Consider the following 15,324-nt stretch of genomic DNA (forward strand, 5'->3'; position numbering starts at 1 on the left):
CCTGATCAAGGTTTCTTAGGTTCACCTAAGTTAGCACCTCAGGGATGCAGAGTGGAGAGCAGCCGCTGGAGCGATCCACCCAGACCCCACCGGGCGGCGAGTTCGTCCAGGGCCGCAGGATCGCGCGGCTCGACGGGCAGCTCCGGGTCGAACGGGGGGAGCGGTACGTCGGAGGCGACCCGCACCACCGTCGGCGCCACCGCCACGTAGGGGCGGGACTCGTCGAGCTTCCGGCGCTGCGACGGCGTCAGCCCGGACGCCGGATCGTCGACGGCGGCCATGATCCCGGCCAGATCACCGAACGCGTCGAGCAGCTTGGCGGCGGTCTTCTCGCCGATTCCCGGCACCCCGGGCAGCCCGTCGCTCGGATCGCCGCGCAGCAGCGCCAGATCCACGTACCCCCGGCCGTCCACCCCGTACTTCTCGCGCAGCAGCGCCTCATCGGTGAGCTGGAGGTTCCCGACGCCCTTCAGGGGATAGAGCACCCGCACACCGCGTGCGTCGTCCACCAGCTGGTAGAGGTCGCGGTCGCCGGTGACGATGTCCACCGGGCCCGTCGCCAGCCCGGCCAGGGTGCCGATGACGTCGTCCGCCTCGTACCCCTCCACGCCGACCCGGGCGATGCCCAGGGCGTCCAGCACCTGCTCGATCACCGGGACCTGCGGGGCCAGGGTGTCCGGGGTCTCCTCCTCGTCGGGCCCCTCCGCCGTCAGCTGCGCGACCCGGTGCGCCTTGTACGAAGGGATCAGGTCGACCCGCCACTGCGGGCGCCAGTCGGCGTCCATGCAGGCGACCAGATCGTCCGGCCGGTGGTCCTGCACCAGCCGGGCGATGAAGTCGAGCAGCCCGCGGACGGCATTGACCGGGGTGCCGTCCGGGGCCCGTACGGAGTCGGGGACCCCGAAGTAGGCCCGGTAGTAGAGGGAAGCGGAATCGAGGAGCATCAGGCGTCGCGTCACGCTCCGATGATGCCGTACCCCACCGACAGTCACCCGTGGTGAGCTGAGTCACTGATTTGTTTGGACCGCATAAGGGTGGGCAGGCGCCGCCACGGAGCGGAACCAGTAGCAGATTCAAGTATTGCGAGGGTGAAGCGGACAGATCCCGCGCCGCTCCACGACCTGTCGACACGGGGGTGACGGGTCGTTTTCGTTCCAACGCGTGAGGTATATGTGTCCAGGCTGCAAGCCGACCGCTTGTACAAAGTGTTCGGCAGACGACCCGATGAAGCCGTGCGGAAACTCGAGAACGGCACCGGCCGCGATGAGCTGCGCGGTGAAGGGACGACTGCTGCGGTGATCGACGCATCCTTCACCGTCGAACCGGGCCAGATCTTCGTCGTGATGGGGCTCTCCGGATCCGGCAAGTCCACGTTGCTGCGCATGCTCAACGGGCTGCTGGAGCCGACCTCCGGCCGGGTGCTCTTCGACGGTGAGGACCTGACCGCGCTGAGCGACCGCGAGCTGCGGGCGGTGCGTTCGAAGAAGATCAGCATGGTCTTCCAGCACTTCGCGCTCTTCCCGCACCGCAGTGTGCTGGAGAACGCGGGCTACGGCCTCGAAGTACAGGGAGTGCCTCGCGCGGAACGCGAGAAGCGGGCGGCCGAGGCCCTGGAACTGACGGGTCTCGCCGGCTGGGAGAACTCCTGGCCCGACGAGCTGTCCGGCGGTATGCAGCAGCGCGTGGGTCTGGCCCGTGCGCTCGCCACCGACGCGGACCTGCTGCTGATGGACGAGTCCTTCAGCGCGCTCGACCCGCTGATCCGCCGTGACATGCAGGACCAGCTGCTCGAACTCCAGAAGCGGCTGAAGAAGACCATCGTCTTCATCACCCACGACCTCAACGAGGCCATGCGTCTCGGCGACGGCATCGCGGTCATGCGGGACGGTGAGATCGTCCAGCTCGGCACCGCCGAGGACATCCTCATCACGCCCGCCAACGACTACGTCGCCTCGTTCACCAAGGACGTGGACCGCACCCGGGTCCTCACCGCCGCGGCGATGATGACCGACACCCACCGCCCCGACGCGGCGGAGTGCGGCTGCGAGACGGTCACCCCCGACACGACCTTCGCCGACCTGTGCGGCGTGAGCGCGCGCGTACCGCACCCGGTGGCCGTGAAGAACGCCCAGGGCAAGGTCGTCGGAGTCGTCCCCCAGTCCCGGCTCATAGGCTTCCTCGGCGAATACGCCGAGGCCCCCCTGGCTTGCGACGCAGCTCCCGAGAACAAGGCGGTCGCAAGTGCCTAGGTTCCATTTCGGCAACGGGGTCGAAAGCCTCGTCCACTGGTTCCAGAACCACGTGGGCTGGCTCTTCGACTTCATCAACAGTGTGCTCACGCACCTGTACGACGGTGTCAACACCGTACTGAGCGGCGGTGAACCCCTGCTGATGGCGGGCATCTTCACCGTCCTGGCCTTCTGGCTGCGCGGTCTGCTGCCCGCGGTGCTCACCTTCGTCGGCTTCGCCCTGATCGACTCACTCGCCCTGTGGGACGAGGCGATGGCCACGCTGTCACTGGTGATCGTCGCGGCGGTCATCACGATCGTGATCGCGGTACCGCTGGGCATCTGGGCGGCGCGCAACAAGAGGGTCGGGGCCACGGTCCGCCCGGTGCTCGACGTCATGCAGACGATGCCCGCCTTCGTCTACCTGATCCCGGGCGTCATGTTCTTCGGCGTCGGGGTCACCCCCGGCGTGATCGCCACGATCGTCTTCGCCATGCCCCCGGGCGTGCGGATGACCGAGCTCGGCATCCGGCAGGTGGACGGCGAACTGGTCGAGGCGGCCGAGGCGTTCGGCACCGCCCCGCGCGACATCCTGCGACGGGTGCAGCTTCCCCTCGCCCTGCCGACGATCATGGCCGGTGTCAACCAGGTCATCATGCTGGCGCTGTCGATGGTGGTCATCGGCGGTATGGCCGGTGCGGGCGGTCTCGGTGAGAAGGTCTACGGCGCCATCACCCAGCTCCAGGTCGGTCTCGCCGCCGAGAGCGGGGTGGCCGTGGTCATCCTGGCCATCTACCTGGACCGGATGACCGGAGCCCTCAACCAGCGGGTCTCCCCGCTCGGTCGTCGGGCCGCCGCCAAGGCGCAGGCCATGGCGCAGCGGTGGAGCTTCACGCACTACCGGCCCGGCACCACGGTCGCCGTGATCGGCGTCGTGATCCTCGGGCTCGTCGCGGGCGGCATGAACCTCGGTTCGTCCTCCGACAGCAAGAGCTCGTCACAGGCGAGCACGGACGTCGGCAAGGGCAAGAAGATCAACATGGGCTACATCCCCTGGGACGAGGGCATCGCCTCCACGTTCCTGTGGAAGGAGCTCCTGGAGGAGCGCGGCTACACGACCGACGTCAAGCAGCTCGACGCCGGCCCGCTCTACTCCGGGGTGGCCCGCGGTGACATCGACTTCCAGACCGACTCCTGGCTGCCGACGACCCACGCGGACTACTGGAACAAGTACAAGTCGCAGCTGGAGGACATGGGCCAGTGGTACGGGCCGACGTCGCTGGAGCTGACGGTGCCCTCGTACGTGAAGGGCATCAAGTCCCTCGCCGATCTCAAGGGCAAGGGCAAGGAGTTCAAGGGCAAGATCATCGGCATCGAGTCCAGCGCAGGAATGATGGGCACCCTCAACAAGAGTGTCCTGAAGGCGTACGGGCTGGAGGGCGAGTACAAGGTCGTCTCGTCGAGCACCTCGTCGATGCTGGCCCAGCTGGACCGCTCCATCAAGAAGAAGGAGCCGGTGGTCGTCACGCTGTGGTCGCCGCACTGGGCCTACGGCAAGTACGACCTGACGAAGCTCAAGGACCCGAAGGGCGCCTGGGGCAAGGGCGACCTGATCCACACCGTCGCGCACAAGGGCTTCGACAAGAAGGACCCGACGGTCGCCAAGTGGCTGAAGGACTTCAAGCTCACCGAGAAGCAGCTCACCGGCCTGGAGAACGCCATCCAGGGGGCCGGTGAAGGCCACGAGCAGGACGGCGTGCGCACCTGGCTGAAGCAGAACCCCGGTGTGGTCGACAAGCTCGCCCCCGTCCCGGGCGGCACGCACACCCAGCAGGGCAAGGACGCGGGCAAGTCCGTCAACCTCGGGTTCTTCCCGTGGGACGAGGCCATCGCGAGCACGTATCTCTGGGACAACATCCTGGAGGACCGCGGGTACAAGCCCAGCGTCAAGCAGCTCGACCCGGGCCCGCTGTACACCGCGCTCGCGCAGGGCCAGATGGATGTCCAGTTCGACTCCTGGCTGCCCACGACGCACCAGCAGTACTGGGACAGATACAAGGACAACCTCACCGACATCGGGTCCTGGTACGGGCCCACGTCGCTGGAGCTGTCCGTGCCCTCGTACGTGAAGGGCGTCACGTCCCTCGCGGATCTGAAGGGCAAGGGCAAGGAGTTCAACGGCAAGATCATCGGCATCGAGTCCAGCGCCGGTGAAATGGGCCTGCTGAACAAGAAGGTGCTCAAGGCCTACGGGCTGCAGGGCGAGTACAAGGTCGTCTCGTCGAGCACCTCGTCGATGCTGGCCCAGCTGGACCGCTCCATCAAGAAGAAGGAGCCGGTGGTCGTCGTGCTGTGGTCGCCGCACTGGGCGTACGGCAAGTACGACCTGACGAAGCTCAAGGACCCGAAGGGCGCCTGGGGCAAGAGCGACTCGATCCACACCGTCGCCCGCAAGGACTTCGGCAAGGATCTGCCCGAACTGAACGGCTGGCTGAAGAAGTTCAAGCTCAGCGAGGACCAGCTCAACTCCCTCGAAGTGGCGATCCAGGACGGCGGTCCGGGCAACGAGAAGAAGTCCGCCCGCACCTGGCTGACCGCACACCCCGAGATGGAGGACCAGCTGGCCCCCGTCGGCGGCTGATCCGTCAGCGCTCCGTGAGGGGGTGGTCAACGCCGGTGGCGTCGACCACCCCCTCGCTGCTGTCTGCCCGCGGTGCGCCGGGCCGGGCGGCCCGTACCCGCAGGTCGGTGCACCGGATCCGGCCCGGTGGCGGCGGGCCGGGGGTCTGCGCGCAGATGTGCGGATGAAAGGTTGTGCGACGCAGGTGTGACAGGAGTGCCCAGCGGTGGGCCGAAGCTGCGTAAGGTGCTTGCAGCAGACACCACTGGCGATACGGCAAGGGGAGGGTATCCGGGAGATGGACAAGGACGAGAAGGAAACACTCCGGGTGGGCGCCGCGGTTCGCAGGCGCCGCCGTGCTCTGGGGCTCACCCTCGCCAAGGTCTCGGCGCGCAGCGGACTCTCCGTGCCCTTCCTCAGCCAGATCGAGAACGAGCGGGCCCGGCCGAGCGTGCGCTCGCTCCAGCGGGTCGCCGAGGCACTGGAGTCCACGGCGAAGGAACTGCTCGCCGACTCCGACGCGGCCCGCACCGTCGACATCGTCCGCGCGGTGACCGCCCCCGGGGCCGTGCCGGATCCCGAGCCGCAGATCCGGCCGCTGGTGCGCGGACACCACCAGTTGCACGCCATGGAGTTCACCGGCGAGCAGGACACCGGGCGGGAGTTCCAGCACCGCAACGACGAGGTGCTGTACGTCGCCGAGGGCGCGGCCGACGTGGAGGCCGAAGGGCGGGCCTACCGCCTGGAGCGCGGCGACACCCTGTTCCTGTCGGGCGGCGTGCGTCACCGCTGGCGTGCCACCGCCCCCGAGACCCGGATCGTGGTCGTCGCCGTGGCCGAACACGTCGACGCGACCGCCGAACAGCGGTACTGAGCGGTCCCGATGCGCGTCGTCTCGCTCGTCCCCTCCCTGACCGAGACCGTCGCCGTCAGTGCTCCCGAGGTTCTGGCCGGCGCGACCGACTGGTGCAGCCACCCCGCGGACCTGGACGTCACGCGGATCGGGGGCACCAAGAATCCAGATGTGCGGGCGATCGTCCGGCTGCGGCCCGACCTGGTGCTCGCCAACGAGGAGGAGAACCGGGCCGTCGACCTCGACGCGCTGCGGGCGTCCGGCCTGCGGGTCCTGGTCACCGAAGTGCGGGGCCTGCCCCAGGCGTTCAGCGAACTGGAGCGGGTGCTCGCGGCCTGCGGTCTCGGCCGTCCCGGCTGGCTCGACGCGGCGCGGGCCTCCTGGGCCGGGGTCGTCCCGTACCGGCGCCGCACCGCGATCGTGCCGATCTGGCGCAGGCCCTGGATGGTCCTCGGCAGGGACACCTTCGCCGGGGATCTGCTGGCCAGGCTCGGGGTGCACCAGGTGTACGCGGAGCACCCCGAGCGGTATCCGAGGATCGCCCTCGGCGAGCTGACGGCCTCGGGCGCCGATCTCGTCGTCCTGCCCGACGAGCCCTACCGCTTCACCGCCGACGACGGCCCCGAAGCCTTCCCCGGTCTCCCCTCGGCGCTCGTCAGCGGGCGCCATCTCACCTGGTACGGGCCCTCGTTGGCCGAGGCCCCCGCGGTGCTGGGAGCGGCGCTCCGCTGACCGGCCCCGGCCTCGGGATCAGGCGTGCGCCCGGCCTCGGGATCAGGCGTGCGCCCGGCCTCGGGATCAGGCGTGCGCCTGGGCGTACGGCAGGAAGTCGTCCAGCATGACGACCCACCCCTCCGTACGGAAGAGCCGCGTTCCCTCGTCGGCCAGCTCCGGATCCTTCGACGCACGGTCCACCCAGGTCTGCGGATCGGGACCCAGCAGTTCGTGCAGCCGCGGGGACGCCGCCAGTAGTTCGGCGAGCAGCGCCGCCTGCTCCGGCGGCGCCGGGCGGGGCTGGCCGTCCGGCCCCGCCAGCACACCCATGGCACTCGCGTAGAGGTGGACGTCAGCCACCGGCAGACCGTTGGGAAGCTCTGCCGGGAAATCCCCCGACGGCAGCAAGACCCTTTGGTAGTAAGGGAGTTCGGTCTCGTCCACGGCAGCCATCTGATCGTCGTCCAGCCAGGTGACGACCAGCGAGAGGACCGAGTCCCGGTCGATGTACGGCGCGGTGGCGACGTAACCGGCGGGGTAGATGTGGGCGCAGCAACCGATGGCGATGCCCTCGATCCGCACCGGAACCATCGGGACGGTCCCCGAGATCCCACGGCTCAGCAGTTTGTTGCTGAGCTGCGCGGGAGAGGCGTTGGAGCCGACCGAGACGGCGGGGTGGCGCTCCCGCAGCAGGGGCAGGCCCTGGCCGGACAGGTACGTGTCCAGGGGGACCGGTCCGCTCCGCGCGGCGACGTTCCAGGTCTCCACCGGGCCTGGGCCCGGGGCGAGCCCGAGCAAGGTGCGCCCGTCGAGGAGCGAGGGCTCCGGAATGGGCAGTCCTGGATAGCTGAGCGGCTCCTTTGCCGGTACGACAGCGAGCCCGAGTGCTTCGAGTGAACGGTCCTGCACAGCGCTTCCCTTCGCCGACGACACCCTCCGCCTGCTGAGCTTGCCACAGGTGGGCCGTGCGCAGGTGAACGCCGGGCGAGACAGTGGGAGCCCGGCCGCCCGTCACTGGTTAGGATTCCGCTGCAACAGGTCAACTGGCCCAGGGGGAAAGCGGTTTGCTGATGCTGACACGTGCGATGGTGACCGGTCGGGGACATCCCCGGTTCCGTACTTCGCTGCGCTGGTGGATCGCCGAACGCACGGTCCTGGGACTCTTCGTCATCGCTTTCGGCTGTCTCGTCCTGCTCTCGGCGGCCATCGCGGTGGGCCTGACCCTCACGCTGGACTCGCCGCGCGGTCTGGGGGCGCGGATGGGCGATGTGCACCAGCTGGCGGACCTGACGCTGCACTCGCTGCGGGCCTGCGTCGGCACCGACAACATCGACCCGCAGGACGGCAACAGCGCCCACGAGGTGCTGTCCACCATCGCCTCGGTCGTCGGCGCCGTGGTGCCCGCGACACTGGTCGGCGTCGTCTTCATCAAGATGTTCTCCGTACGGCCCTTCGTCTGGCGGGACCGGGTGAGCGTCAGCTACGCGCACCAGGCGGACGCCCAGAACTTCGCCGAGCAGCATGTCGGCAGCGACCACCGGATACTCGCCGTACGGTTCTACAACCGGATGGAGAACCTCGCCATCATCGATCTCTCGGCCCGTGTCTACCTCTGGTACCTGCGCCCTTCGCCGCACGACGGCACCCCGGTCTTCTACAAGCAGCAGCTCCATGTGCTGGACCAGCACGGCCGGCAGGCCCAGGAACGCACCTGGTTCATCATGGACCGGGGGTCGCCGCTCACCGTGTGGATACCGGTGGAGGCGGCCGTGCCCGACCTGCCCATCAGGGAGATCCAGGGGAACCGGCTCGACGGCGCGCAGTCGGTACGGATGCTGGTGCGGCTCACGGCCAAGGCGGCGGGGCTGGGCACGGAGGTCTTCGGGGAGCGCTGGTTCGACCTGGACGGGGACGATTTCGAGCTGGGCCGGTTCGCCCCCATCAGACCGGACGTGCACGCGGACATAAAGACCTGGGAGGGTTGGCGGACCTTCGACTCCCTGCTGGGGGCGGGTGATCCGCTGGTCGGCGAGCGCGGCACGGATCTGCCGCCGCTGTTCGTGGAGAAGGTGACGAAGCCGCCGAAGGCCCTCTACCCGGGGCGCCGGTTCACCGGCCGCCGCCGAAGGACCGCTGCCCCGGCCCCGGGTTCCGGGCGCTGAACACAGGAGTGACCGGATGACCTCTTCGACCCCGCCCGGCTGGTACCCGGACGCCGGCCTGCCCGCCACCGAACGGTGGTGGGACGGCACCGCCTGGACCGCGCACACCCGCCCGCGGGACCTGGCGCCGCAGCAGTTCGGACCGCCGCCGGCGCCCACCCCGCCCGTATTCCCGCGGGGCGGCAGCGGTCCACGGACCGCCGTACTGGCCGCCGTCGGGGCCGTCCTGGTCGCCGCGGTCGTGGCCGGGGCGGTGGTCGTGGGCCGGGGCGGCGGGGACGACCGGCCGAGGACCGCGACCAGCGGTCCCGCCCGTACCCCCACGTCCGACGCGTCCGACGGGTCCGACGGCAAGGGCACCCCGACGAGCAGCGCGCCGCCGGCTGCCGACCCCTCGCTGCTCGTCGACGAACTCGACGGCATCACGCTGCCGGTCCCGGACGGCTGGGAGAAGCCGTCGAGCACGGTCGAGGACGTGACGACCATGCGGACCGAGCACTCCTACGACTGCCCCGGCGACTCGGCCTCGTTCTGCTATCACGCCACGGTGACCTCGCGTACCGCCACGCAGACCGAACTCACCTCCGCCGAGGCCGTCGCCAAGGCGGACATCAAGGACGCCGCCAACAGTTCGTACGACCGGGACCTCGTCGGAAACCGGAACTACGACGGCATCACCTCGCACACGCAGCTCGCGTCGAAGTCCCTGTCCGTCGCGGGCCGCACCGGCTATCTGGTGCGCTGGCGGGTCAGAACCAGTGCGGGGCCCGGCGGTTACGTCGAGACGGTCGCCTTCCCCTCGCCCCTCGGCACCGAATCGATGGTCGTCGTCCGCCTCGCCTTCGACGCCGGGGCGGCCGGACCGCCGCTCGGCACCATGGACACGATCACCCGCGGGATCCGTCCCATCGGGGACGCCACCAGCGGCGGTGTCGGCAGCAGCATCGGCCGGTGACCGCCGCGAGGTGACGCACCGCCGGACAGGTCCTACAGGAAGGTGTGGCCCTCGCCGCGGTACGTCGGCACCGTCGCACTCACCCGGTCGCCCTCGATCAGCTGAAGGGCGTCGAAGCGCTCGCACAGCTCCCCGGCCTTCGCGTGCCGGAACCACACCTTGTCGCCGATGAGCAGATCGTCGGCCGGGGAGCCGAGCAGCGGGGTCTGCACCTCACCGGGGCCCTCCTGCGCGTCGTAACGCAGCCCCTCGGGGAGATACGGAACGGGCAGCCGGTCCGCTCCCGCCGCCCCCGAAGCGGGATAGCCGCCGCCGAGTACCGTCACCACGCCGACGCCCGGCCGCCGTACGACAGGCAGTGCGAAGAGCGCCGCCGGACGGCCGGTGAACGACGTGTAGTTGTCGAAGAGGCGCGGCACGTACAGCCCGGAACCCGCGGCGATCTCGGTCACCGCGTCCTCCGCCGCCGTGTGCTGGACGCTTCCCGTGCCGCCGCCGTTGACGAACTCCAGGTCCGGCGCCACCGCCCGCACCGCGCGCACCACGGCCGCACGCCGGGCCGCCAGTTCCCTGCGGGCCGCCGACTGCATCAGCCGGATCGCCCGGGAGCGCAGCGGCCGTCCCGCGAGCGAGTCACCGACCCCGGCCACATGGCCCTCGTACGCCATCAGGCCCACCAGCCGGAACCCGGGACGGCGCGCCACCGACCGTGCCAGCTCGGCGAGTTGGGCGGGTTCGCGCAGCGGGGACCTGAGTGCCCCGACCCGCACCCGCCCGCCGAGCATGCGCAGCGAGGTGTCCAGTTCCAGACAGACCCGGATCTCCTCACGGCCGCCCGCCCGCGCCGCGTCGATCAGTGTCAGCTGCGCCGGGTCGTCGACCATCACCGTCACGGCGGCGGCGAGTTTCGGATCGGCGGCGAGCTCGGCGTATCCGGCACGGTCGGCCGACGGGTAGGCGAGCAGGACGTCGTCGAAGCCGGAGCGGGCCAGCCACAGCGACTCGGCCAGCGTGAAGGACATCAGCCCGGCGAAACCGTCCCGCTCCAACACCCGGTCGAGGAGGGCCCGGCAGCGTACGGACTTGCTGGCCACCCGGATCGGTTTGCCTGCGGCGCGGCGTACCAGATCGTCGGCATTCGCGTCGAAGGCCTCGACGTCGACGATCGCCAGCGGGGCGTCGAGATGTGCGGTTGCCCGGTCGTACCGGGTCCGGTCTGCAGCACGGGGCGTCATGGCCGAAGCCTGCCAGACATGATTACCGGAGGGTAAGGGCTGTCCCGCCGGAAATTGCGGGACAGCCCTTCAGCCGGACCTTTTGGGCAGATGCCTCGTGCGTACCTTCCGGTGCCCACCGGGGCGGTGCCAGCCCGTAGAGTGACGAACGGACCCGCCGGGAAGGCGCGTCGGCGGTGTCGCGCGCGAGGCACCCGCACCACGACCGGCAGACGCACTGGGGGGCGGATGAGCACCGAAGCGCGACGTGCGCCCTTCCCGTCCTTCCCTCCGCGCCCGCCCGAACCACCGTCCTCGTCCGGCCCGGTGGAGGCCCCGGTCGAGACGACCACCCGGCTGCGCCCCGTCGTCGATGCTCCGGCCGAGGAGCCCCCCGCTGCGGAATCGTCCGCCGGGAACCCGCCGGTCGCACCCGGGAGCCCCGTGGAGCCCGGGGCCGCCGAGGCTCAGGTCGCCGCCGCCCCGGCCGTACAACCCCCGGCCCGCCCGCCCGTCCCACCGCGGCCCACCGCCCCGCCGCCCACCCGCCGCAGGCCGGTCGGGGCGGTCGACCTCACACCGCGCCCCGGCGCGGGCCGCCCCACGGTGTACGCCCCGCCCCGTCCCGACGCCGCGGAGACCCCGTCGGAGACGACCACCCGGCTGCGGCCCGTGGCGGCGCGGCACCCGGCCAGGACCGCGGCCGTCGCGGCCTGCGCGGTGCTGGGACTCGGGCTGATCGGCGGAGCGGTCGCCGGGAGCGTGCTCAGCGGGAGCACCGCGGCGGCCGACTCCCGTACCGGATTCACCGAGTCGCGCGGCCTGTGGCACAGCACCCCGGTCGACACCCTCTTCCCGCGCACCATCGAGGGACACGGCGCGGGCCCCGGCGGCGCCGACCGTACCTGGACCCGGCTGGCCGTCGCACCGGACGCCGACTGCGCGGGCGGACTGGACCCGTTGCTGCTCAGGGCGCTCCAACCGGTCGGCTGCGTCCGGCTGTTGCGCGCCACCTACACCGACGCGACCAGCAGCAGCGTGACCACGGTCGGCATGCTCTTCACCGAGGCCGACCCCGCCGCCATGACGGCCCTGCACCAGCGATTCGTCACGGAACGGCTCGGCGGGCGCACCGATCTGATGCCCCGCACCTACCCCGTGAAGTCCACCGTCGCCGCGGACTTCGGCGACGCGCAGCGGGCGAGCTGGACGGTGAGCGTCCTCACCGACGCGCCGGTCGTCGTCTACGCGGTCTCGGGCTTCGCCGACGGACGTACCGTCACCGACCCGGAGCCCGCCGACGAGGCCGTGCAGGAATCCCGTACAACAGCCGCCGCCCAGGCCGGACTCGGCTACGAGGCCAAGGGCATCGAGGAGCGCGTCGAGCGCGCGCTGCGGAAGAACGCCACCGCCACCGGGAAACCCTGATGCGCCGCCGGGAAACCGTGACGCGCCGCCACCGGGAGGCCCCGGTGCGCCGCCGCCGAGAAGCCCTGACGAGTCGCCGCCACGGAGAATCCTGATGAGACGCCAAGGACCCACCGCAGTCACGGCCGCGCTGGCCGCCGCGGCCTTCGCCGTACTGCCCGCCGCACCCGCGCGCGCCGACTCCATCCGCGCCCAGCAGTGGGAACTGGACGCCATGCACACCCAGCAGGCCTGGCGGACGACCAAGGGCAAGGGCATCACGGTCGCCGTCCTGGACACCGGCGTCGACGCCACCAACCCCGACCTCGCGGGACAGGTACTGCCCGCCAAGGACCTGATCGGTTTCGGGGCGGGGCCCGGCGACCGGTCCTGGGCCCGGCACGGCACCGCCATGGCCGGGATCATCGCGGGCCACGGCCACGGCCCGGACGACAGCGAAGGCGTCCTGGGCATCGCCCCCGAGGCACGCATCCTGCCGGTCCGGGTCATCCTCGAAGGCAGCGACCCGGCCATCAAGAAGGCCCGTGAGTCCCGCGGCGGCGCCCTCGCCGACGGCATCCGCTGGGCGGCCGACCACCACGCCGACGTCATCAACCTCTCGCTCGGCGACGACAGCGCGTCCGCCCGCCCGGAAGCGGGCCAGGACGACGCCATCCAGTACGCCCTCTCCAAGGGCGCGGTCGTGGTCGCGTCGGCGGGCAACGGCGGGGAGAAGGGCGACCACATCTCCTACCCGGCCGCCTACCCGGGAGTGATCGCGGTGGCGGCCGTCGACCGGTACGGCACGCACGCCTCGTTCTCCACCCGCCGCTGGTACGCCACCGTGAGCGCCCCGGGGGTCGACGTGGTGATCGCCGACCCCGACCACAAGTACTACGAGGGCTGGGGCACCAGCGCCGCCTCGGCTTTCGTCTCCGGAGCGGTCGCGCTGGTACGCGCCGCGCACCCGGATCTGACCCCCGCCCAGATCAAGAAGCTGCTCACGGACACCGCCCGCAGCGCTCCCCGGGGCGGGCGGGACGACGCCCACGGCTACGGCATCGTCGACCCGGCGGCAGCGCTCAGGGCTGCGGCGCGGAAGGCGCCCGACAGCATCCGTACGGACTCCGCCGCCTACGGGAGGAAGTACTTCGGCCCCGGCCCGGAATCCGCGTCCGGCGACGACGGTCCGGCGGGCTGGCTCGTGCCGCTCGCGGGCAGCGTGGGCGTACTGCTGCTGGCGGCCGGCGTGGTGCTGTGGCGCGGCGGTCCCGGCGGAGCGGGAAGGGTGCGCGGCGCGGGCTTCAGCCGTTATCGCCGACGGCCGTGACGGCGGCCGTGCCGCACTCCCGACCACCGGGACACCGGCGGCCCGGGTGGCCTGCCCCGGCGATCAGACAGCCGCGGCCCCCTGAACGAACCGCAGCCCCGTGAAGCAGCCGCGGCCCCGGCGGCTAGGCTCGGGGCGTGGCGCTCAAGAACATTCCGGACCCCGGATTCTCCGAAGACGACGGCACCGCCGACCCCGGGCTGGCCGCGGCGCTCGCCGCCTGGTCGCAGGACAGGGCGGCGGAGCCCCAGGTGCTGGAGGCCCTGAAGGGCGCCCGGCTGCTGGTCCCGGTCGTGGCGATCCTGGGGGAGGCGGAGACCGGCGAGGACGGGCTGCGCCGCGAGAAGTCCAGCGACATGGCGGTCCCCACGCTCCAGGCCGGTGACCGCAGGGCGCTCCCCGCCTTCACCTCGACCGAGTCGCTGGCCCGCTGGGACCCGCAGGCCCGGCCGGTCGCCGTACCGCTGCACCAGGCGCTCCAGGCCGCCGCCCACGAGCGGGCCGACACCCTGCTGCTCGACCTGGCGGGGCCCGTCCCGTACGAGCTGACGGGTCCGGCGCTGCTGGCCCTGGCCGAGGGCCGCACCAGCGCGGACCCGCTCGACGACCCGGCCGTCGTGGAAGCGGTACGGGGTGTGGTCGCCGCACATCCCGGCGTACTCCGCGCCCACCTCGGCCCCGGCCGGGCCGACGGCACGCTGGCCCTGGTGCTGACGCCGGGCACGGAGCAGGCGGCGGCGGGCGCCGTCGCGACGGCGCTGGCGGCCGACGAGGTGCTGCGGGCACGGCTGGTGCGCGGGCTGGATCTGGCACTGCTGCCGGCCGACGCGCCCGCGCCCAACGCCCCGCTCTTCGCGCGCTGACCCGGGGCCCGCTCCGACCTTGACGGGTGGCGCCCGCTCCGGCCTTGACGGGCGGAGATACGGCCCCGACAGGCAGAGACGCCTCACTCGACGAATAATTGCGGAGAAATCCGACAATCTTCGTGAGGTGTGAGGTATGGAGACGGAGACGCGGAGGATAGGTGCGGAGTTCCTGGGAACTCTGCTGCTGGTGTTCGTCGCCGTGGGCGCCGCGGTTCTCGCCGCCGAGTACATCGGCGCCTTCGGTATCGCGCTCACCTTCGGATTCACCATGCTGGCGCTGTCCTACTCGCTGGGCGCGATCTCGGGCTGCCACATCAACCCGGCCGTGACGATGGGCATGCTGGTGGCCGGGCGGATGAAGGTGCGCACGGCGGTGGAGTACTGGGTGGCGCAGCTGGCCGGCGGCATCGTCGGCGCGGCGCTCCTCTTCCTGCTCGCCAAGCAGGTGCCGGGGCTCAAGACCCACGGGCTGTTCGGCAGCAACGGCTACGACAGCCGCTCGGCCGTGCACCTCAACCTGGGCGGCGCCTTCCTGGTGGAAGTGGCGCTCACCTTCGTGTTCGTCTTCGTCGTGCTGGCCGTCACGCACAAGGTGGCGGTCACGGGCTTCGACGGGCTCCCCATCGGCCTGGCGCTCGGCGCCGTCCACCTGGTCGGCATCCCGCTGACCGGCACCTCGGTGAACCCGGCGCGGAGTCTGGGTCCGGCCATCTTCGCCGGAAGTCCCGCGCTCTCCCAGGTGTGGCTGTTCATCGTCGCCCCGCTGATCGGCGGGGCGCTCGCGGCGCTCGTCCACCGGTTCACCCACCCCGCGGGATTCACCGGCCACGACGAGGAGTCCCCGTCCCCGGCGGGCGGGGCCCCGGCCGGGGAAGCCCTCGCCGGGGAAGCCCTCGCCGGGGAGGCTCCGGCCGGTCCGCGCGGGACCCTGTGGCCCCGGCGCGGCTCCCGGCCGCAGTCGTAAGAAGGAACCGG

General features: G+C 71.3%; 13 protein-coding genes. 10 read left to right on the forward strand and 3 right to left on the reverse strand.

Going from position 1 to position 15,324, the window contains the following annotated elements; all coding sequences use genetic code 11:
- Positions 1-38 precede the first annotated feature (38 nt).
- On the reverse strand, positions 39-944 hold the full coding sequence (locus tag NBY69_RS23690; RefSeq protein WP_250303638.1) for a 5'-3' exonuclease: 906 nt from the start codon (positions 942-944) through the stop codon (positions 39-41).
- A 228-nt stretch (positions 945-1,172) separates the two neighbouring features.
- Between NBY69_RS23690 and NBY69_RS23695 the strand changes: the two genes are divergently transcribed.
- The 4 genes from NBY69_RS23695 (at position 1,173) to NBY69_RS23710 (ending at position 6,433) form a co-directional block, all read left to right on the forward strand.
- Positions 1,173-2,249 (forward strand): glycine betaine/L-proline ABC transporter ATP-binding protein, encoded by a 1,077-nt coding sequence (locus NBY69_RS23695; RefSeq protein ID WP_250303314.1) that lies wholly within the window; start codon positions 1,173-1,175, stop codon positions 2,247-2,249.
- The gene (locus NBY69_RS23700) at positions 2,242-4,869 is read left to right on the forward strand and encodes an ABC transporter permease/substrate binding protein (protein WP_250303315.1); all 2,628 of its coding nucleotides are present in this window, start codon (positions 2,242-2,244) and stop codon (positions 4,867-4,869) included. Before NBY69_RS23695 ends, NBY69_RS23700 begins: the two co-directional genes overlap by 8 nt.
- A 277-nt stretch (positions 4,870-5,146) precedes the next feature.
- Positions 5,147-5,722, forward strand: coding sequence for a helix-turn-helix domain-containing protein (locus NBY69_RS23705; protein ID WP_250303316.1), 576 nt, complete (start codon positions 5,147-5,149; stop codon positions 5,720-5,722).
- A 9-nt stretch (positions 5,723-5,731) separates the two neighbouring features.
- The gene (locus NBY69_RS23710) at positions 5,732-6,433 is read left to right on the forward strand and encodes a helical backbone metal receptor (RefSeq protein WP_250303317.1); all 702 of its coding nucleotides are present in this window, start codon (positions 5,732-5,734) and stop codon (positions 6,431-6,433) included.
- A gap of 66 nt (positions 6,434-6,499) precedes the next feature.
- Here NBY69_RS23710 and NBY69_RS23715 read toward each other — a convergent pair whose 3' ends face one another.
- A complete protein-coding gene (locus tag NBY69_RS23715; RefSeq protein WP_250303318.1) occupies positions 6,500-7,324 on the reverse strand; it encodes a hypothetical protein in 825 nt (274 codons plus the stop codon).
- A 161-nt stretch (positions 7,325-7,485) separates the two neighbouring features.
- On the opposite strand from NBY69_RS23715, the gene NBY69_RS23720 reads away from it, so the two are divergent.
- Complete coding sequence (locus NBY69_RS23720) at positions 7,486-8,577, forward strand: hypothetical protein (RefSeq protein WP_250303319.1); 1,092 nt, start codon at positions 7,486-7,488, stop codon at positions 8,575-8,577.
- A gap of 16 nt (positions 8,578-8,593) precedes the next feature.
- Complete coding sequence (locus NBY69_RS23725) at positions 8,594-9,532, forward strand: DUF2510 domain-containing protein (RefSeq protein WP_250303320.1); 939 nt, start codon at positions 8,594-8,596, stop codon at positions 9,530-9,532.
- 32 nt (positions 9,533-9,564) lie between these two features.
- Here NBY69_RS23725 and NBY69_RS23730 read toward each other — a convergent pair whose 3' ends face one another.
- Complete coding sequence (locus tag NBY69_RS23730; protein ID WP_250303321.1) at positions 9,565-10,767, reverse strand: amino acid deaminase/aldolase; 1,203 nt, start codon at positions 10,765-10,767, stop codon at positions 9,565-9,567.
- Between the two features lie 228 nt (positions 10,768-10,995).
- Between NBY69_RS23730 and NBY69_RS23735 the strand changes: the two genes are divergently transcribed.
- From NBY69_RS23735 to NBY69_RS23750, 4 genes are all read left to right on the forward strand, one after another.
- Positions 10,996-12,174, forward strand: a complete 1,179-nt coding sequence (locus NBY69_RS23735; RefSeq protein ID WP_250303322.1) for a hypothetical protein — start codon at positions 10,996-10,998, stop codon at positions 12,172-12,174.
- A gap of 94 nt (positions 12,175-12,268) precedes the next feature.
- A complete protein-coding gene (gene mycP, locus NBY69_RS23740) occupies positions 12,269-13,483 on the forward strand; it encodes a type VII secretion-associated serine protease mycosin (protein WP_250303323.1) in 1,215 nt (404 codons plus the stop codon).
- A gap of 137 nt (positions 13,484-13,620) precedes the next feature.
- Positions 13,621-14,346 (forward strand): SseB family protein, encoded by a 726-nt coding sequence (locus NBY69_RS23745; RefSeq protein ID WP_250303324.1) that lies wholly within the window; start codon positions 13,621-13,623, stop codon positions 14,344-14,346.
- 136 nt (positions 14,347-14,482) lie between these two features.
- Positions 14,483-15,313: an MIP family channel protein gene (locus tag NBY69_RS23750; protein ID WP_250303325.1), complete on the forward strand. Its 831-nt coding sequence runs from the start codon at positions 14,483-14,485 to the stop codon at positions 15,311-15,313.
- The last annotated feature ends 11 nt before the right edge of the window (positions 15,314-15,324 follow it).

The organism is Streptomyces sp. A 4/2, from assembly GCF_940670765.1.
Lineage (GTDB): Bacteria > Actinomycetota > Actinomycetes > Streptomycetales > Streptomycetaceae > Streptomyces.